The organism is Fluviirhizobium alvei (assembly GCF_030551875.1).
GTDB classification, from domain to species: Bacteria; Pseudomonadota; Alphaproteobacteria; order Rhizobiales; family Rhizobiaceae; genus Rhizobium_E; species Rhizobium_E alvei.
Window position 1 is genome coordinate 65,412 of sequence record NZ_JAUOZU010000006.1, and the last position, 18,948, is coordinate 84,359.

Annotated in this window: 18 protein-coding genes; 7 read left to right on the forward strand and 11 right to left on the reverse strand. The window is 60.6% G+C overall.

Annotation, left to right across the window (positions count from 1 at the left end; translation table 11 throughout):
• Nucleotides 1–699: a phosphatidylserine decarboxylase gene (locus Q4481_RS06750; protein WP_304375566.1), complete on the reverse strand. Its 699-nt coding sequence runs from the start codon at nt 697–699 to the stop codon at nt 1–3.
• 181 nt (nt 700–880) lie between these two features.
• On the opposite strand from Q4481_RS06750, the gene Q4481_RS06755 reads away from it, so the two are divergent.
• Complete coding sequence (locus Q4481_RS06755) at nt 881–3,118, forward strand: molybdopterin-dependent oxidoreductase (RefSeq protein ID WP_304375567.1); 2,238 nt, start codon at nt 881–883, stop codon at nt 3,116–3,118.
• A gap of 97 nt (nt 3,119–3,215) precedes the next feature.
• Here the strand turns inward: Q4481_RS06755 and alr are convergent, their stop codons facing one another.
• Nucleotides 3,216–4,334 (reverse strand): alanine racemase, encoded by a 1,119-nt coding sequence (gene alr / locus Q4481_RS06760; protein WP_304375568.1) that lies wholly within the window; start codon nt 4,332–4,334, stop codon nt 3,216–3,218.
• Nucleotides 4,335–4,448: 114 nt separating this feature from the next.
• Between alr and Q4481_RS06765 the strand changes: the two genes are divergently transcribed.
• The 3 genes from Q4481_RS06765 to Q4481_RS06775 all read left to right on the forward strand — a co-directional run bounded on the left by Q4481_RS06765 (nt 4,449) and on the right by Q4481_RS06775 (nt 6,401).
• The gene (locus Q4481_RS06765) at nt 4,449–5,309 is read left to right on the forward strand and encodes an AraC family transcriptional regulator (protein ID WP_304375569.1); all 861 of its coding nucleotides are present in this window, start codon (nt 4,449–4,451) and stop codon (nt 5,307–5,309) included.
• Nucleotides 5,310–5,448: 139 nt separating this feature from the next.
• Nucleotides 5,449–6,102, forward strand: coding sequence for an AzlC family ABC transporter permease (locus Q4481_RS06770; protein WP_304375570.1), 654 nt, complete (start codon nt 5,449–5,451; stop codon nt 6,100–6,102).
• Nucleotides 6,099–6,401, forward strand: coding sequence for an AzlD family protein (locus Q4481_RS06775; RefSeq protein WP_304375571.1), 303 nt, complete (start codon nt 6,099–6,101; stop codon nt 6,399–6,401). Before Q4481_RS06770 ends, Q4481_RS06775 begins: the two co-directional genes overlap by 4 nt.
• 12 nt (nt 6,402–6,413) lie before the next feature.
• Here the strand turns inward: Q4481_RS06775 and ftrA are convergent, their stop codons facing one another.
• The gene (ftrA, locus tag Q4481_RS06780; RefSeq protein WP_304375572.1) at nt 6,414–7,406 is read right to left on the reverse strand and encodes a transcriptional regulator FtrA; all 993 of its coding nucleotides are present in this window, start codon (nt 7,404–7,406) and stop codon (nt 6,414–6,416) included.
• 86 nt (nt 7,407–7,492) lie between these two features.
• Between ftrA and Q4481_RS06785 the strand changes: the two genes are divergently transcribed.
• Together Q4481_RS06785 and Q4481_RS06790 are read left to right on the forward strand one after the other, a co-directional pair.
• A complete protein-coding gene (locus Q4481_RS06785; protein ID WP_304375573.1) occupies nt 7,493–7,894 on the forward strand; it encodes a rhodanese-like domain-containing protein in 402 nt (133 codons plus the stop codon).
• Complete coding sequence (locus Q4481_RS06790; RefSeq protein ID WP_304375574.1) at nt 7,891–8,331, forward strand: GNAT family N-acetyltransferase; 441 nt, start codon at nt 7,891–7,893, stop codon at nt 8,329–8,331. The genes Q4481_RS06785 and Q4481_RS06790 overlap by 4 nt, the downstream gene beginning before the upstream one ends.
• A gap of 2 nt (nt 8,332–8,333) precedes the next feature.
• On the opposite strand, the gene Q4481_RS06795 is transcribed toward Q4481_RS06790, so the two are convergent.
• The 6 genes from Q4481_RS06795 to rpsF all read right to left on the reverse strand — a co-directional run bounded on the left by Q4481_RS06795 (nt 8,334) and on the right by rpsF (nt 14,007).
• Complete coding sequence (locus Q4481_RS06795; RefSeq protein ID WP_304375575.1) at nt 8,334–9,833, reverse strand: replicative DNA helicase; 1,500 nt, start codon at nt 9,831–9,833, stop codon at nt 8,334–8,336.
• A 225-nt stretch (nt 9,834–10,058) separates the two neighbouring features.
• Nucleotides 10,059–11,333: a cyclopropane fatty acid synthase gene (locus Q4481_RS06800; RefSeq protein WP_435532492.1), complete on the reverse strand. Its 1,275-nt coding sequence runs from the start codon at nt 11,331–11,333 to the stop codon at nt 10,059–10,061.
• Between the two features lie 244 nt (nt 11,334–11,577).
• The gene (gene rplI, locus Q4481_RS06805) at nt 11,578–12,153 is read right to left on the reverse strand and encodes a 50S ribosomal protein L9 (protein WP_304375576.1); all 576 of its coding nucleotides are present in this window, start codon (nt 12,151–12,153) and stop codon (nt 11,578–11,580) included.
• A gap of 12 nt (nt 12,154–12,165) precedes the next feature.
• Nucleotides 12,166–13,134, reverse strand: coding sequence for a DUF2232 domain-containing protein (locus Q4481_RS06810; protein WP_304375577.1), 969 nt, complete (start codon nt 13,132–13,134; stop codon nt 12,166–12,168).
• 183 nt (nt 13,135–13,317) lie between these two features.
• Complete coding sequence (gene rpsR / locus Q4481_RS06815) at nt 13,318–13,566, reverse strand: 30S ribosomal protein S18 (protein ID WP_304375578.1); 249 nt, start codon at nt 13,564–13,566, stop codon at nt 13,318–13,320.
• Nucleotides 13,567–13,578: 12 nt separating this feature from the next.
• On the reverse strand, nt 13,579–14,007 hold the full coding sequence (rpsF, locus tag Q4481_RS06820; RefSeq protein WP_304375579.1) for a 30S ribosomal protein S6: 429 nt from the start codon (nt 14,005–14,007) through the stop codon (nt 13,579–13,581).
• A 553-nt stretch (nt 14,008–14,560) separates the two neighbouring features.
• Here rpsF and Q4481_RS06825 point away from each other — a divergent pair.
• Complete coding sequence (locus Q4481_RS06825) at nt 14,561–16,255, forward strand: cation:proton antiporter domain-containing protein (RefSeq protein WP_304375580.1); 1,695 nt, start codon at nt 14,561–14,563, stop codon at nt 16,253–16,255.
• 66 nt (nt 16,256–16,321) lie between these two features.
• Here Q4481_RS06825 and Q4481_RS06830 read toward each other — a convergent pair whose 3' ends face one another.
• Both Q4481_RS06830 and Q4481_RS06835 read right to left on the reverse strand, forming a co-directional pair.
• Nucleotides 16,322–17,572, reverse strand: coding sequence for a TadE/TadG family type IV pilus assembly protein (locus tag Q4481_RS06830; protein WP_304375581.1), 1,251 nt, complete (start codon nt 17,570–17,572; stop codon nt 16,322–16,324).
• A gap of 290 nt (nt 17,573–17,862) precedes the next feature.
• A complete protein-coding gene (locus Q4481_RS06835; RefSeq protein WP_304375582.1) occupies nt 17,863–18,909 on the reverse strand; it encodes an aldo/keto reductase in 1,047 nt (348 codons plus the stop codon).
• Nucleotides 18,910–18,948 lie beyond the last annotated feature (39 nt).

Consider the following 18,948-nt stretch of genomic DNA (forward strand, 5'->3'; position numbering starts at 1 on the left):
TTACTGGCGACGCGAAATGGTGGGGCCGTCTTCGGTGCCGAACTTCGCCAGCACGGTTTCGCCGGCAATGGCCGTCTGGCCCACGGTGACGGCGGGCGTGAACCCTTCCGGCAGATAGACATCGAGGCGCGAGCCAAACCGGATCAGGCCGAAACGCTCGCCGGTTTCCAGCGACGTGTGCGGAACGGCCCAGCAGAGAATGCGGCGGGCGACGAGACCGGCGACCTGAACGACGCCGATGCGGCCACGCGCCGTTGTCAGCACCATGCCGTTGCGCTCGTTTTCCGCACTTGCCTTGTCGAGATCGGCGCTCAGGAAGCTGCCGGCGCGATAGGCGATCTGTTCGACCGTACCGGTCATCGGCGCACGGTTCACATGGCAGTTGAACACGTTCATGAAGACCGAGATCTTCAGCATCGGCTCGGAGCCGAGACCAAGCTCGGACGGCGGCAGTGCGCGGGTGACAAGCGAGACCTTGCCATCGGCGGGGCTGATCGCCAGATCATCGCTTTGCGGTGTGAACCGTTCCGGATCGCGGAAGAAATAGGCGCACCAGGCCGTCAGGATCAGGCCGATCCAGAACAACGGCTGCCAAAGCAGGCCGAGCACCACCGATCCAGCAAAAAAGGCGGCAATGAACTTGTAGCCTTCCTTGTGAATGGGCACCAGCGTGTTGCGGATCGTGTCGACGAGGCTCATGACGGATATACTCCTTGTTCTTGAATATGTGCCCTAGCGCGAAATGGGGTTCGCTTCAACCGCCGTCAAGGCCTGTCGGGCGGATCGACGTCCGGGTGCGGCAATAGGGTCATGAATGTTCACCATTGAACGAAAGCGCGAAATGGCTGATAGTCATGCCTGGCTTCGATGGGAGGACATCATGGCGATCGAAACGGGATACCGCATCTGTCCATTGTGCGAGGCCGCCTGCGGCCTTGACGTCACGCATGAGAATGGCCGCGTCATTGCCGTCCGCGGCGCGGAGGATGATCCTTTCTCGGAAGGCTACATCTGTCCCAAGGGCGTGGCACTCGCCGATCTCCACAACGATCCCGACCGGCTGCGGACGCCGCTGATCCGCAAGGACGGGCGACTTGTCGAGGCAAGCTATGACGAGGCCTTCGCGCTGATCGAAGAGCGGCTGTTGCCGATCCTCGCGGCCCATGGGCCGGATGCACTCGGCTTCGTGCTCGGCAACCCGGTCTCCCATCATTATTCGCTGGCGCTCTATGCCCAGCGGCTGATCCGCCAGAGCCGGACGCGCTATGTCTATTCGGCTTCCACCGTCGACCAGATCCCCAAACATGTCTCCTCGGGCCTGATGTTCGGCCATTGGATGTCGATTGCAGTGCCGGATATCACTCGCACCGATCTGCTGGTGGTGCTGGGAGCCAACCCGGCGGCCTCGAACGGCAGTCTCTGGACGGTGCCGGACTTCAAGGGTAAGGCGAAGGCGCTGATCGCACGCGGTGGCCGCATGATCACCATCGATCCGCGCCGCACCGAAACTGCGCGCCTTGCCAGCGAACATCTGTTCATCCGGCCCGGAAGCGATGTCTTCCTGCTGCTGGCGATCGTCGAGACACTGTTTGCCGAGGACCTCGTCAATACGGGGCATCTTGCCGATCATCTCGATGGGCTGGAGGACCTGCGGGCCGCCGTTGAGCCTTACTCGCCCGAGCGGGTCGCCGATCGTTGCGGCATGACCGCCGAAACGATCCGCGATCTCGCGCGCCAGCTGGCGAAAACGGAACGCGCCGTGCTCTATGGCCGTATCGGAACCTGCGTGCAATCCTTTGGAACGCTCAACAGCTGGCTCGTCGATGTCATCAACATCCTCACCGGCAATCTCGACCGCGAGGGCGGGGCGATGTTCCCGAAGGCGGCTGCCTTTGCGGCCAACACGAGAGGAAAGCCCGGCATCGGTCGCGGCGTTGCGCTGGGCCGTTATACGAGCCGCGCCGAAGCCATTGCCGAGGTGATGAGCGAATTTCCGGTCTCCTCGCTGGCCGGTGAAATCGCAAGCGAGAACGAGGATCGCCTGCGGGCGTTGATTTCGATCGGCACCAATCCGGTCCTGTCGACGCCCAATGGCGACCGCCTGTCAGAGGCCCTGGACAAGCTCGATTTCATGATCAGCTTCGACATCTATCTCAACGAAACGACCCGCCATGCCGATGTGATCCTGCCCGGCCTGTCGCCGCTTGCCGAGTCGCATTGGGACTATGTGTTCAACCAGTTCGCCTGGCGCAACACCGCCCGCTTTTCCGAACCGGTGATCGCCGATCCGGACAGTCGTCCGCATGAATGGCAGATGCTTTTGCGTCTGCAGGCAATCCTGCGCGGGCTCGGCGCCGATGCCGATCTCCAAGCACTCGACGACGAACTGACGCTCGCGGAAATCAGCCGCGTTGCCGGCGATCTGGCGCCGCAGGTTCTGGCCGCTGCGAGTGCCTTCAGCGGACCGGAGCGGCTGGTGGAGATCGAATTGCGGACCGGTCCCTATGGCGACCAGTTCGGGACAAAGCCGGATGGGCTGACGCTTGCCAAGGTGATTGCTTCCGGCAAGGGGCTCGATCTCGGGCTGCACGAACCGCGCATGCCCGAACTCTTGCGCACGCCCTCCGGCCGCATCGAACTGGCGCCACCGCTCTTCATCGCCGATCTCGCGCGTGTCGAGGCGGATTTGTCCGATCCGGTCCCGGAGATGCTGCTGATCGGCCGGCGCGATCTGCGCTCCAACAACAGCTGGATGCACAATCTGCCGATCCTCGCCAAGGGGCCGAACCGCTGCAAGGCGCTCGTCCATCCCGACGATGCCGCCCGCCTTGGCCTTGCCGATGGCGGCAAGGCGATCCTGTCGGCGGCGGGACGCTCGATTGTCGTCGAGATCGAATGGTCGGATGACATGATGGCGGGCGTGATCTCGGTGCCGCACGGCTGGGGCCATGATCTCGCTGGTGCCCGGCTGGGGCTGGCCGCCCGAAATCCGGGCGTCAATGTCAACCGCCTGCTCGATGAGGCGGCGCGCGATCCGCTCTCCGGCAACTCGGTGCTGAATGGTATCGCCATAACGGTGGCGCCCTATCGCGAGCCTGGGCTGCAGGCGGCGGAATAGGCTTGTCAGGAGCATACGGCGCGTTCGCTCTTCTCCCCGCTGGGGAGAAGAGGTCACCACGCTTCAGCTACACAGGCTTACGATTTGTAGCGGCCTGTTAGAGGAAGCGGCGCCGGTAGCGGCGCCCAAGGCTGGTCAACAGTTCATAGCCGATGGTGCCGGCGCTCGCGGCTGCTTCATCGAGCGTGATTCCATGTCCGAACAGTTCGACGTAAGTGCCAGGCCGGGCGAGCTTTTCGTCAATGTCGGTGACGTCGATCATGGTGAGATCCATCGTCACGCGACCGACGATCGGCGCCCGCTGCCCCTCGATGCTGACGCTGGCGCCGGCCAATCCCGTCTGACGCAGTGGCACGCCCGATCCCGACAGCGAACGGTGCCAGCCATCCGCATAACCGGCGGCGACGATGGCGATGCGGCCATCCTGCGAACAGCGGTGGGTCGCGCCGTAGCTCACCACATCGCCGCCCTTGACGGACCGCACCTGCAGGATGCGCGCCTCGACGGAGACGACGGTCCGCATCGGGTTCGGCTGGCCGTTGATTGCCTCGCCGCCATAAAGCGAAATGCCCGGGCGGGTTAGGTCGAAATGGTAGCGCGATCCGAGAAAGATGCCGGCGGAATTGGCAAGGCTTGATTCAATACCCGAAAAGGCTGCCGCAACCGCCTGAAAGGATTCGCATTGTGCCGCATTCATCGCATGATCGGGCTGATCGCCGCACACAAGATGGCTGACAACCAGCTCGGGTCGCACGCCATTCCGCGCCAGCGCAAAGGCTTCGCCAACCGTGACGCCGAGCCGGTTCATGCCCGTATCGACATAGAGCGCGAAGGGGGCGGTCGTGCCGGTGAACAGAGCCAACTGTTCCATCGATCCGATGACCGGGATCAGCCCATGCTCGAGGATGATCCGCTCTTGGCCTTCCCAGACGCCGGAGAGAACGAAGATGCGCGCGTCCGGTAGAGAGGGGCGGATCCGTGCGCCCTCGGCCGGATCGGCAACGAAGAAATCGAGGCACCCGGCTCTAGCGAGAGCCGGCGCGATCGTCTTCGCGCTGAGCCCATAGGCATCGGCCTTGATCGCGGCACCGGTGCGCGCCGCGCCTGCGCGCGCCGAAAGCGCCTTCCAGTTCTCGACAATGGCGCCGATATCGATCGTCAGCCGGGCACCGGCATGGTCGAAATCAGTCGCGGGGTCGGAAAGCGCTATGGTCATGGGCCGGCTGCATAATGCCAAAACAAGACCGGTGCAATGCGTCTTGCCCGGTCGATCGACCGGTGCAGCACTTTTGTTCAAGACGTCATGACACTGCCGCGCTAAACTCCTCCCATGCAGGGTGTTTCGCAGAAAGAGGCGACCGAGGCCTTTCCGGTCGCCAAAGGAGAAATGACGCGGTTCTGGCGCGACAGGCGCTTCGCCGGCATGGAATGCATGCAGGCAACCTTTCTCACCCATGAATTTGCGCCGCACGCCCACGATACCTTTTCGATCGGTGCCATCGAGGCCGGCTGCCAGCGCGCCATGATCCGTGGCCAGAGGGAGGATACCGGTCCCGGCTCGCTCTATCTCATCAATCCCGGCGAAATCCATGATGGCGCGCCGGGCGTGGAGGAGGGCTATCGCTACCGGATGATCTATCCGGACCAGGCCTATTTCACCGCCGTGCTCGAGGATGTGACGGGACGCAGCTTTCGGGGAACGCCGGCTTTTTCCCGGCAGTTGCTGCAGGATCCGGAACTGGCGGCACGCTTTCATCGCGCGCACCGGGCGCTGGAAAATGGCGCCAGCGAGCTTGAAAGCGAGGAGCGGATGTTTTCGGTGCTGGCCGCGATGTTCCAGCGCCATGGCAGCCAGCTTCTGGTGCTTCCCTCCGCCAGCGAGCCGATCGCCATTCGCCATGCCCGCGACTATATCGCCGCCCATTTTGCCGACGAGATCTCGCTGGAACGGCTGAGTGCAGTGACCGGCCTCAGCCGCGCCCATATGATCCGTGCGTTTCGCAAGACCTATTTCACTACGCCGCATGCCTACCAGACCGATCTGCGCATTCGGGAAGCGCGCAAGCGGTTGCGGCGCGGCGAGGCAATCGCCGAGACGGCGCTCGCCTGCGGCTTTGCCGATCAGGCCCATTTCAGCCGCCATTTCAAGGCCCGCACCGGGATCACACCCTCGGTGTTCCGTAGGGGGTGACAGCACTTTCGTGCAAGAACCGGCTTCTCTCTGCGGTTAGAAACGCTCCGACCTAAGAAGGGCAGGAGCAGACATGCACGGACAGATCGGACCAGAGACAAGGCACAGCATATCGGGGGAATTTTCAGGCGGGGTGCGGATGATCGCGCCGCTGATTGTGGCTGTCATCCCGATCGGCATGGTGTTCGGCGCTGCAGCTGTGGCCAAGGGTCTATCGATGATGGAAGCGGGGCTGATGAGCGCGCTGGTCTTCGCCGGTGGTTCGCAATTCGTCGCCATCGATCTCTGGACCCATCCGGCGAGCTGGAGCGCGCTCGGCTTTGCCGCACTGCTCGTCAACATCCGCCATGTGCTGATGAGCGCGTCGCTGGCCGGTCGGCTCGATGCCTTCGGCTCCGGCGAGAAGGTGCTGGCGATGCTGTTTCTCGCCGATGAAATCTGGGCAATAGCGGAATTCCGCGCCCGTGAGAGGCGCCTGACGCCCGCCTTCTTTGCCGGTCTGGTCGCGCCCTTCTATTGTGTCTGGGTTCTTGCGGCCTTTGCCGGCGGAATGATCGGCGCCCTGATCGGCGATCCGGCGGTGATCGGTCTCGATTTTGCCTTTCCTGCCGTGTTCGTCGTGCTCGTCATTGGCTTCTGGAAGGGACGATCGACCGCTGTGGTACTGCTCGCGAGCGCTGCCATGGCGACCCTTGTCCATCATCTGCTGCCGGGTGTCTGGTATATCGCGGCCGGTGCGGTGGCTGGTCTCATCGCCGCCGCGATCACGGAGCGGCAGGAGGGGGCACGGTGACCATCGATCCCGCAACATTCGCCGCCATCCTCGCGATGGCCTTTGTCACCATCATGACGCGCCTGTCGGGTCTGGTGATCCACCGGTTCGCCACCATCGGCGACCGCCAGAAGCGGATCCTGGAAGCCATTCCACCAGCCGTCCTCATGGCTGTGATCGCGCCGACGGCCTTTGCGACCGGCTTGGCCGAGACGATCGCCTGCGGCCTGACAGCACTTGCGGCATTGCGTCTGCCGATGCTGGCGAGCCTGACGATCGGTGTGGTCGCGGTGGCGCTTCTGCGAGGAGGAGGACTTTGACGCACGAGCCTTTCAAGCCGGGCTCTGAACCAGTTCGTCCATGAAGCGGGCCCTGTAGGCGGTCGGGCTGATGCCCAGCCTTTGACGGAAGTGATGCCGCATCGTATGGGCCGAGCCGAAGCCGACAGCCTGCGCAACATCCTCCATCGCCGTGTCGCCATGACTGAGCAACTGTTTGGCGGCATCGACCCGTTCTGCGGCGAGCCAATCGCCGGGTGTGGCGCCGGTCGCTTCGCTGAAACGTCGGAGAAAGGTGCGATCGCTCATCCGGCATAGCCGGGCCATGCTGGCGATCGTCCAGTCGGCAGCAAGGTCGCCGCGGACCGAATCCAGAAGCGGCGCAATCTCGCTCCCTTCGCGCGTCGCGACGGGCCGTTCGAGAAATTGCGCTTGCCCACCAGTACGATGCGCCGGCATCACCAGCCGGCGAGCGACCGAATTCGCAGCCTTGGCGCCATAATCGAGCCGCACGAGTTCGATCAGCAGATCGATGCCGGCAGCACTGCCGGCCGCCGTGAAGATCCGGTCATGGCTGCGGTAAAGCGAAGTTTCATCGACCTGGACCGAGGGATGACGGCGCCGCAATGCTTCGGCATAACGCCAGTGCGTGGTCGCTGTGCCTCCATCGAGAAGGCCAGTGGCGGCAAGCACAAAGGCGCCGGAACAGAGCGAAACCAGGCGCGCGCCGCGCTGATGGGCCGCGCATAACCGCTGGCAGAGATCGTCCGGCACCGGCATGTCCTGGCCGCGCCAGCCGGGCACGACGATAATGTCGGCCGTGTTGATCAGATCCGGGCCGCCATCGGCTACGACGGTCAGTCCGCCATGGGCGCGCATTGGTCCGTCATCGATTGCGGCGCTGGCGTACCGGTACCAGTTTGAGCCCATCTCCGGCCGGTTGAGGCCGAAAATCTCGGTGACGATCCCGAACTCGAAGGTGCACAGCCCGTCATAAACGAGCGCGATGACGCTGGGGCCGGTCAACTGGTCTGATTGCTTTGTCATTATTTTGACGATTATTGTCATTTGCGCCAATTGTAAAGAGCTGTCTGCCAGACGATGATCGCAACATCAACAAGGAGAACAGCCCCATGGCCAGCGCCGTCACCGCAATTTCACCAGCCCCCAGCGCCATTGCACGCGAACATTTTGCCGCCGAGTTCGCGTTCGAGACCGATTGCTGGGACACCCATGATGCGCTGTCGAAGGGAGCGGATTTCGTGTTGCTCGACGTCCGCAGTCCGGCGCTTTATGCACGCGGCCACATTCCGGGTGCCGTCAGCCTGCCGCATGGCAAGATTACCGCAAACCGCATGTCCGAATGGCCGGAAGGGACCATCTTCGTCACCTATTGTGCCGGCCCGCATTGCAATGGAGCCGCACGCGGCGCCTTGCGGCTCGCGGAACTTGGCCGCCCGGTCAAGATCATGGCCGGCGGCATTACGGGCTGGCTGGACGAGGGCTTTGCCCTGACTGCAGTCGAGGCCGGATGATGATCACGATCCGCAGGGCCGAACCGGACGATGCCGAGGAGATATTGGCAATGATACGGGCGCATGCGGCCTTTGAACGGTCGAATGCCCCCATCACGCTGGAACAGTTACGGGTGCTCCTGGCACCCGGTTTGGCGATCCAGATCCTTCTCGCCTGCGGCCACGATGGACCGCTCGGCTACGCCGCCCTGACCTTCGATACCGCGTTGTGGCGCGCCGAGCGCTACGCCCATCTCGATTGCCTTTATGTCAGAGAAGGCCATCGGGGCGAGGGGCTCGGCAAACGTCTCCTGATGGCGGTTGCCGATGTGGCTCGTTCTGCCGGATGCCGGCGATTGGAATGGCAGACACCGCAGTGGAATAGCGACGCGATCCGCTTCTACGAGCGGGAAGGCGGGTGGCATGAAGCCAAAGCCCGCTTCCATCTCGATCTTTGACCCTAGTGTTCGTACTGGGTGAAGCTCGGATCGGCCAGATCGGTAAAGCGGGTGAATTCCGACTGGAAGGCCAGCTTCACCGTGCCCGTCGGTCCGTGACGCTGCTTGGCGATGATGACATCGGCCGTGCCCTTGACCTTGTCCATCTGCGCTTCCCATTCCGCATATTTCGGATCGTCCGGATCGCGCGGTTCAAGGTTCTTGACGTAATATTCCTCGCGGAACACGAACAGCACCACGTCGGCGTCCTGCTCGATCGAGCCCGATTCACGCAGGTCCGACAGCTGCGGCCGCTTGTCTTCACGGCTTTCGACCTGACGCGACAGCTGTGACAGCGCGATGATCGGCACGCCGAGTTCCTTGCCGAGCGCCTTGAGGCCGGTGGTAATTTCGGTGATTTCCTGCACGCGATTTTCGCCCGATTTCTTCGAGCCCTGCATGAGCTGGATATAGTCCACCACCATCGCGTCGAGACCGCGCTGGCGCTTGAGGCGACGGGCTCGTGCGGCCAACTGGGCGATCGAGATACCACCGGTCTGGTCGATGAAGAGCGGGATCTTCTGCATCATCTGCGAGCAGGCGACGAGCTTCTCGAAATCGGCCTCGGAAATGTCACCGCGGCGGATCTTGGAGGAGGAGACTTCCGTCTGTTCCGAGATGATACGGGTGGCAAGCTGTTCGGCCGACATTTCGAGCGAGTAGAAGGCAACGACGCCGCCATTCTTGGCCTTGAACGATCCGTCCGGCAGCACCTCCGGCTCGTATGCGGCCGCGATATTGTAGGCAATGTTGGTGGCAAGCGAGGTCTTGCCCATGCCCGGGCGTCCGGCGAGCACGATCAAGTCGGAGCGCTGCAGACCGCCCATGCGGGCATCGAGCGAATGAATGCCGGTGGAAATGCCCGACAGGTTGCCGTCGCGTTCGAATGCGGCGCCGGCCATGTCGATCGCTTGGCTGACGGCATCGGCAAAACTCTGGAAGCCGCCATCGTAACGGCCGGTTTCGGCAAGTTCGAACAGGCGCCGTTCGGTATCCTCGATCTGGGCCTGCGGCGGCATGTCGAGCGGCGCATCATAGGCGATGTTGACCATGTCCTCGCCAATGGTGATCAGCGACCGGCGCAGCGCCAGATCATAGATGGCGCGGCCATAATCCTCAGCATTGATGATCGAGACCGCATCAGCGGCAAGACGGGCGAGATATTGCGCGACGGTCAGATCGCCGACCTTTTCGTCGGCTGGCAGGAAGGTCTTGATCGTGACCGGATTGGCCATCTTGCCCATGCGGATGATGTCACCGGCAACTTCGAAGATCCGCCGGTGCAGCGGTTCATGGAAATGAACCGGTTTCAGGAAATCCGAGACACGATAGAAGGCATCGTTGTTGACCAGGATCGCACCGAGCAGCGCCTGTTCGGCCTCGATATTGTTCGGGGATTCGCGATAGGTCGGGGTCGCTTCCGTGTTGGAAATCGCCGACAATCTGCGCGCAACGTCCTTCATGAGCTCTGTCTTTCGGTCTGTGTCAATCGGTCGATCCTATAGGGCGAATCCGCCGCAAGAGTCGTCTTCTATTTCGGAAAAGCCGGTTTATCGACGATTCCCACAGGCCTGCGGGAGACGGTGGAAAAGCCCCACCATTTTGCCGCAGCTGCATTGACTCTTCCGAATCGAAAGGCCCACCGACATGATAGGTCGATGGGCCCCATAACGAAAAGTGGCGATTGCCTATTCCGCGGCCTGATGCGGGAAGTTCAAAAGCCCGTTCTTCTGCTCGGCCGCGCGCAGGCAGTTTTCTGCCGTCTGGATATAGTCGCGGGTCAACGGCACCGCTTCCTGATCATGGGCGAGCTGGAACTGGAAGATCACCAGATTCTGCCAGCGGAAGGCACTTTCCGAAGCCGCCAGATAAAATTCCCAGATCCGGCAGAATCGCTCGTCATAGAGTGCCTTGGCCTCGTCCCAGCGGGACATGAACCGTTCCCGCCAGGCGCGCAGGGTTTCGGCATAGTGAAGCCGGAGAATCTCGATATCGGTGATCTTGAGCCCCGATTTCTCGATCGCCGGCATCACTTCGGACAGTGCCGGAATATAGCCGCCCGGGAAGATATACTTCTCGATGAAGGGGTTGGTGACACTCGGCTGGTCGGTGCGACCGATCGTGTGCATCAGCATCACGCCATCTTTCTTCAGCAGTTGCGCCGCCTTGTCGAAATAGGCCTGATAGTGCGGCCGTCCGACATGTTCGAACATGCCGACCGAAACGATCCGGTCGAACTGTTCTGTGACATGGCGATAGTCCTGTAACTGGAAATCCAGCCGATCGGCAATGCCCGACTGACCGGCGCGGTCACGGGCGATAGCGAGCTGCTCATCGGAGAGCGTCACACCCTTGACTTTGGCGCCGACATTGCGGGCCAGATAAAGCGCCATGCCGCCCCAGCCGCAGCCGATATCGAGCACCGAAAGCCCGGGCCGGTTCATCACCATCTTGGCGGCGATATGGCGCTTCTTGGCCAACTGCGCTTCTTCGAGGTCGCTGTCGGAATTTTCGAAATAGGCGCAGGAATATTGCCGGTCCTGATCGAGGAACAGGTCGTAGAGCTTGCCGGTGAGATCGTAGTGATGCTGCACATTGGCGCGCGAACGGTGAATGACATTGTTCTCGCGGATATGGCGAAACCAGTAGCGAAGCTTGCCGAGCGCCTTCATCCAGGGCTTGTATTCAAGCCCGCCATCCGGATTGCCGGTGAACACGACCTCGAGCAGATCATACATCGACCCCTGCCTAAGGATCAGGGTGCCTTCGCCATAACAATGGCCGAGATAATATTCCGGGTCGAACAGGACTTGCCGTTCTGCGCTCGCCGTGGTGAATTCGACATGCACCGGCTTGCCACTGCCATCGCCGAATGTTCGCCGGGTTCCGTTTGCAAATGTGATTGTTAGATTGCCGCGCCGGACGATGGATGCAATGAACCGGCTGACCAGAGATGTCATCATGTTATCTCCATACGCAATTGTCAGAACACAGTATGTGGCCGGCGCCTGCCGGTGCCGGCACGCATGCAATTTGGATTAACAGTTAATTAACGTATCAAAGATTTACGCTTTTTCAAGCGAATGAAAAAACGTTTCAGGAGCGGAAAGGCTCAGATTTGGTCGCAAATTCAACTCATGGTTAACAAAAAGCCTCCGGCAGAGGCTGCCGGAGGCTCAAGGATCGGAGCGTAATCCGAACCTGATCTTACATTTCGTCGCCGTCTTCCATCTGGTTCGGATCGAAGAAATCTTCCGGCTTCAGGGCATCTTCGTCGACGCCGTAGATGGCATCGGCAGAGGTGAGGCTTTCACCCTTGGCCTGGCGGGCGGCTTCGTCAGCCGAACGGGCAACGTTGAGTTCGACGGAGATTTCGACTTCGGCATGCAGGTGCAGAACGACCTTGTGCAGGCCGATGTTCTTGATCGGCGTGTTGAGATCGACCTGGTTGCGGCCGATGTTGAAGCCTTCGGCAGCCAGAACGTCGACGATGTCACGGGCAGCGACCGAACCATAGAGCTGGCCGGTTTCGCCAGCCGAACGGACGACGATGAAGGACTTGCCGTCGAGCTGGTCGGCAACCTTCTGGGCTTCCGAACGGCGCTCGAGGTTGCGGGCTTCCAGCGTGCTGCGCTCGGCTTCGAAGCGCTTCTTGTTGGCTTCGTTGGCGCGCAGCGCCTTGCCGAGCGGCAGAAGGTAGTTGCGTGCATAGCCGTCGCGAACCTTGACGGTTTCGCCCATCTGGCCGAGCTTGTTCACGCGCTCGAGGAGAATGACTTCCATTTTCGTTTCCTTTCAGGGTTGATTGGATGGGTTGGGTTTCTGTGGGGTCAGGGCAATGGTCCGGCGCGGATTGGCCAGACCACCGGCCAAGATGATGGCGATGCCGATCAGCGGCACCATCAGCGTTACGGCATAGATCAGCACCAGAACGGGCAGGCTCCAGGCCTTTCCGCGCACCAGGCTGTGAATGATGGCAAAGCCCGAAAGCAGAAAGCCGCCGGCAACAGCGCCGGTAAAGCTCGCTCCGATGAGCGCGATCATGCCGCCGCCAAACATCAGCACGATACCGCCAAAGAAGATCAGAATGGCCAGACGGTTCATCCTGAGGCTCGTCGGCATATCTTCCCGCGGACGCGTGTTGCGACGCGATGCTGCAAGGATGCGGTTTGCGATATAATAGCCGAAGAAAAGCGCGATCAGCATCTGCAGGCTCTGAACCAGCGGCCAGAGTGATTGTAGGACAAGCTTCATCTGGGCCGTTGTCTCGTCGCCGACCGGAAACTCAGGCGACATTTCCTGCGCCATCTGGATTGCAGCCTTCGCAATGGCATCGAACAGCTCTTCCATGTTGGGATGCAGGCTGAGCGTCAGGATCGTGGCGATCGCCGTCAGCACGGCGCCGACGAGAAGTATGTCGGAGAGCGGAAACCAGGCCATCGCCGTGTCCGGACCGCCAATTTCGGACGCCGGACGGGCGAGATTGGCAAGATAGGCCATGGCAGCGGCCGGTAGCAACGGAATGGCGGTAAAGAAGAAGCTCGGCAGCGACGAATAGAGCGCGGCATTGGCGGCCGAGGCCACGATGATCGCCGTCAGGCTTGCCACCAGGCCTGCACCGAGGCCAGCCACGAAAATTGCGGCAAGAGAGAGCGAAAGCAGAAGTACGGAGAGCACAGGCACATAGCCCGACGCAGCCATGAGAATGGCGGCGAGGAGGCCGGCAATGATGCCGTAGAGTATGGGGCTCGATCCGTTGTTCATCTGTCTCGCTGTCCTGTCCATTCATAGGAATGAAGCAGTTAGGGGATGTTCCTGAGAAAGTGATTCAGGTCCCCAACATGGGATTTCTGATTTCCGATCCACGCCCACCGTGGAAGGGAGAGGGAAGGCGCTTCCGCCTTCCCCAGAGTCAGTTGACCGGGAGTCAAGCTCCCGAAAGGCGCATTACGCTACGACGTAGGGCAGCAGGCCGAGGAAACGGGCGCGCTTGATGGCGGTCGCCAGTTCGCGCTGCTTCTTCTGCGAAACTGCAGTGATGCGCGAGGGAACGATCTTGCCACGTTCGGAAATGTAGCGCGACAGGAGCTTGACGTCCTTGTAGTCGATCTTCGGCGCATTGGCGCCCGAGAACGGGCAGGTCTTGCGACGACGATGGAACGGGCGGCGTGCCGGAGCGGAAGAGGATTCAGCCATTGTCAGATCTCCTTAGGATTCGCGCGGACGGAACGGACGGTCGCCATCGCGACGCGGACGGTCTTCACGCGGACGGAACGGGCGGTCGCCATCTTCGCGGCGCGGACGGTCGTCACGGTCGCGCTTCTGCATCATGGCAGACGGGCCTTCTTCATGTGCTTCGACCTTGACGGTCATGAAGCGCAGGATGTCTTCGTTGTAGCGCTGCTGGCGCTCGACTTCCTGCATGGCAGCAGCCGGAGCATCAACGTCCATGAGAACGTAGAAGGCCTTGCGGTTCTTCTTGATGCGGTAGGTGAGGGACTTGAGGCCCCAGTTCTCGATACGACCAACCTTGCCGCCGTTGGCTTCGATCACGCCCTTGTAGGTTTCGACGAGAGCGTCGACCTGCGGAGCGGCGATATCCTGCCGGGCAAGGAAAATGTGTTCATAGAGAGCCATGAAACTTTGCCTTTCTTGCGTTTTCATCAATCCCACCCGGTTTGGCGCCAAGCCTCAACGACTGTTCTTTGGTTGCGGGCAAGCCCGCGGGCAAGAAAAGCGTCAATTCCGTACGGTCGAGAGCGGAGACACGGGAAGCCGGAACCCTCTGGTTCCCTCACGGTTCGATGCGTCGAACCGGCCTTCCGTACAGCCACCAGCCAGATGACCGGGTGTTTGATGGCCGGGCTTATATGAGGGAAAGCCGGCAAATGCAACCCCTTGGCCAAAGAATTGCGCGGACCGCAGAGGTCGTGTCGGGGGGGGCGGAGCCACCGGACGGTTTTCACGGGGCGCAGCAGGTGCATCCGGATCAAAAAATTGACGGAAGGCAATTGGTGAGGCTTCACGGCGCTCTGTTCGTGTAACTAAAATTTTTAAGAAATCTCTGTTTTTCGGTCTTTAATGCGAAAAAATTCAAGAAAATGAAAAAATCGTCCGATAAACAGCACGTTGGGGATTTAAAATTTTTCCTCTTGTCTTACATTGATCTCAGGAAACTTCAGGAGGTCCCGTGCCACACGAAACACCATTGATCGCCATTCTCGCCACAGGTTTTGGGCTTGCGCTCATTTTCGGGCTTGTCGCCCAGAAATTGAAACTGTCGCCGATCGTTGGTTATCTTGTGGCCGGTATCCTCATCGGCCCGTTTACGCCGGGATTCGTTGCCGATCAGGAACTGGCAACCGAACTGGCCGAAATCGGCGTCATGCTGCTGATGTTCGGTGTCGGGCTGCATTTCTCGCTCAAGGATCTGCTCTCGGTCAAATCGATCGCCATTCCCGGCGCGATCGGACAGATCGCGGTGGCGACGTTGATGGGCATGGGCCTCGCCGCGGTTGCCGGATGGGAAATGGGCGCCGGCATCGTCTTCGGTCTTGCTCTGTCGGTTGCGAGCACGGTGGTGCTGTTGCGGGCGCTGCAGGAGCGGCGGCTGGTCGAAACCGAACGTGGGCGCATCGCGGTCGGCTGGCTGATCGTCGAAGATCTGGTGATGGTGCTGACCCTGGTCGTCATTCCGCCGCTCGCCGGCATGCTGGGCGGCAAGGAGCAGGTGACGACAATTCCGGCCTGGTTCCTGAATTTCGGATTCGGTGCCTTCTGGAGCACGATCCTGCTGACGGCGATCAAGGTCTGCCTGTTCGTGCTCCTGATGCTGGTTGTCGGTCGCCGGGCCATTCCGGCCCTTCTGCATTATGTGGCCCATACCGGCTCGCGCGAACTCTTCCGGCTCTCGGTTCTGGCAATCGCCATCGGCGTCGCCTACGGCTCTTCGAAACTGTTCGGCGTCTCCTTTGCGCTCGGTGCCTTCTTTGCCGGCATGGTGCTTGCCGAATCCCAGCTGAGCCATCAGGCAGCCAAGGAAACGCTGCCGTTGCGCGATGCGTTTGCCGTTCTCTTCTTCGTTTCGGTCGGCATGCTGTTCAATCCGGAGATCCTCGTCTCGCAGCCGCTGACGGTGCTAGCGACGATCCTGATCATCGTGGTGGGCAAGTCGGCTGCTGCCTACGGGATCGTCCGTGCTTTCGGCCACAGTCATACGGTGGCGATGACGATTTCCGTAAGCCTGGCGCAGATCGGCGAATTCTCCTTCATCCTGATCGTTCTGGGATCGTCGCTCGGGATCGTTGGAACAGACGCGCGCGACCTCATCGTGGCCGGTGCGATCGTCTCGATTATCGTCAACCCCTTGCTGTTCATTGCGCTCGACAAGATGTCCGAGCCAGCGCCGGAACCTGTGCCGCAGGAGCCGCAGCCCAAAGGGACGCAAAAGGCCGAAGAACGTCCGACCGGTCTTCAGGGCCATGCCATCATCGTCGGTCACGGCCGTGTCGGCTCCCGTGTCAGCGAAGGGCTGCTTGCTGGCGGTATTCCGCTCGTGGTGGTGGAAGAGGAAGAAGCGCTCGTCGCAGGTCTGCGCGAAAAGGGTGTCGAGGTCTTTGTCGGCCATTGCGGCGAAAAGACCATGCTCGAACATATCAACCTCAAGGAGGCGAGCTGGCTCTTTTCCGCCATTCCCGACCCGTTCGAAGCGGCGCATATTCTGGAGGCGGCCAAGACGACCAATCCGCAGATCCGGGTCGTCGCACGCGCACACACGGAAGAGGGCGTCGAATTCCTCAAGTCGGCCGGTGCTGATCTGGTCCTGATGGGCGAGGAGGAGATTGCCCGCCGGATGGTGACGGATATGCTGGGCCGCGTTCATTGACAGACATCGGGAAACCGGAGCGATCGCGCGTTCCGGTTTCCGCAAGCCCGAGCAGCAGGCCGGGCTTTATTCCGTCAGGCGCGCGCCGCCACTGCTGGTGCTCGATGTGTCGACGAAGGGTGCGATCGTCCAGGATGCGGAGTTCATGATGATCTGGTTGACGACCATGCTGATCTGCGCTGTCACATTTGTCGTGGAATTGTAGGTCACGTTGCGATTGGGCAGATAGATGATGCCCTTGAGCGTTTCGCCCTTCGAGCCGTTGAAGATATATTGCGTCTTGTTGGCGTTGTTGGAGGCGTTGCTGGTCTTCTCGAACATCAGCACACCCTTGTAGGTGCCGCTCGTCGGCGCCGTTGCCGTAAATTTCAGACTGCCATTGGCGCGGATTTCGCTCGACGTATCGGGAAAGTAGAAGGTCACGCCATCGGCAATGACGGTCGCACCGGAATTGATGACCATCATGCCCTTGATGATGTGCAGACCTGGCGCAAACGTGATGGTCGGAGTGCCGTTGAAACCGGTGGCGCAATGCACGCCCGGCTGCATCGTTACCGTCGAGCTGTTGAAATAGCCACTGGTCGTGCAGGTCGAGGAAACGGTCGGCTCGGTGAACTTGCCGGCATAGGGATCGGCCGCGACGGAGCAGCCCGTCTCCAGATTGCTGAGCGTACCGCCGTTCTTGATGTAGTTCTTGCCTTTGACGCAGAATTTCGCCAGCGAGATTGTCGAACCGCTGTTCATGATGAAGGCGGGATTTGCTGTTGAATGGACATGCATTTCGCATTTGTCCGATTTCACATTGGCTCCAGAATTGATCAGCACATCCTGGCCGGAACTGCCGAGAACCGTAATGCACGGCCCGCCGGCAGACGCAATGGCGATCGCAGTCGATTTTACGGCAAGGGAGAATTCATCCAATCCCAGAATGCCGAGGAATATGTTGGTCTGCGGACGCCGCAACGTTCCCGTGATGCTGCCATCAGCATTCTTTTCGAGACCGAGCGCGGTTTTCGCCCCCATGCTCGTCGGCTGGCTTTCGGCCAGGGCCAGTTCGGCTTTGAAACCGGCAAGATTGGCATCGAGAACGCTGATCGCCTTCGTGCGCCGGCGTGCCGCATCATCTTCCTTGGTTGCGGCCAGAACGGCGGCGTCGAGCGCTTCCTGCATGTGCCGGCGCTCGACATAGGCCATGCTCGCGTCGATCGCTCCACCTGCCACCATGATGATGACGGCAAAGACCAATGCGGCGATGATGGCGAGATTGCCTTCGTTGTTTCTCAGAAGCGCAGTGTTTCGAGGTTGCGTGGAAAGCAAGGACGGCTCCAGGGGGATGGCATCGGATAAATTTTGAGAATGTGATAGACGTTCATAAAATCGACTAATTAGAAAAATGTAAATTTCACCAGTAAAATGGAAGCAAAGCGGCGTGGAATGAGCCACTTTTGGTTGATTGCGGAAATATCGTGAATAGTCGTTGAATGTCCGGTTTCATTGGAAGGCCGCTCCCGGCCTCCACGGGTCTCGTCCATAAGCAAAAGGGTCATAAAAAATGGCACACAACTTTCGCTGCGCGCCATCGAATTGTAAGAGGTTTTCGGTCTTGATCAGATCGGCATCGGATACATGCGGATCACGGCCTGGATTTCCTTGAGGACCTCGCGGGAAAGCTCGATATCCTTTGCGGAGATGTCGATCTTCAGCTGCTCCATGCTGGTGGCGCCGATGATGACCGATGTCATGAAGGGCTTGGTCAGGCACCAGGCCAACGCCATGGCCGAAGGATCGAGCCCATGCTTGCGGGCGATCTCGACATAGGCGCGGACAGCCGGCTCCTGTAGCGGTTGGAAGCGACCACCGAGATCGGCATTGATGCTGGCCCGCGAACCGGCAGGACGGTTGCCATCGAGATATTTCCCCGACAGAAGACCCGCCGCCAGCGGCGAATAGGACAGAAGGCCGACATCTTCATGGTGGCTCACTTCGGCAAAATCGAGATCATGCGGCCGGTAGAGCAGGTTATACTCGTTCTGCACCGATGCGACCCGCGGCAGGCCATGCTGTTCGGCGAGCTTCAGGAACTGCATGGTTCCCCAGGTCGTTTCGTTGGAAAGACCGATCGCCCGGATCTTGCCGGCCTTCACCGCGACATCGAGCGCCTCGAGGATCTCGTGGATGTTGGCAAGCACGTCGGCGGTCGGCGCCTGCTTCTCCGGCTTGTAGTTCCAGGCCTGTCGGAAATGATAATGGCCGCGATTGGGCCAATGCAATTGGTAGAGATCGATATAGTCCGTCTGCAGACGCTGGAGGCTGAGATCGATCGCCTTTTCGACTTCGTGACGATCGATCGGCACACCGCTGCGGATATAGGAGCGGCCCGGCCCGGTGATCTTGGTCGCGAGCACGATCTTGTCGCGATTGGCCCGTGCCGCCATCCAGTTGCCGATGAAACGTTCGGTGTCGCCCTGGGTATCGGCAGAGAGTGGCGTTGTCGGATAGAGTTCGGCCGTATCGATGAAGTTCACCCCGGCATCGGCGGCATAGTCGAGTTGCTCGAAGGCTTCTGCCTCATTGTTCTGGCTGCCCCAGGTCATGCTGCCGAGGCAGATTTCGGAGACGGAAATATCGGTGCGGCCGAGCTTGTTCAATTTCATTCGATTTATCCTGCAGTGCGAAACCGGCGCAATGTAGGG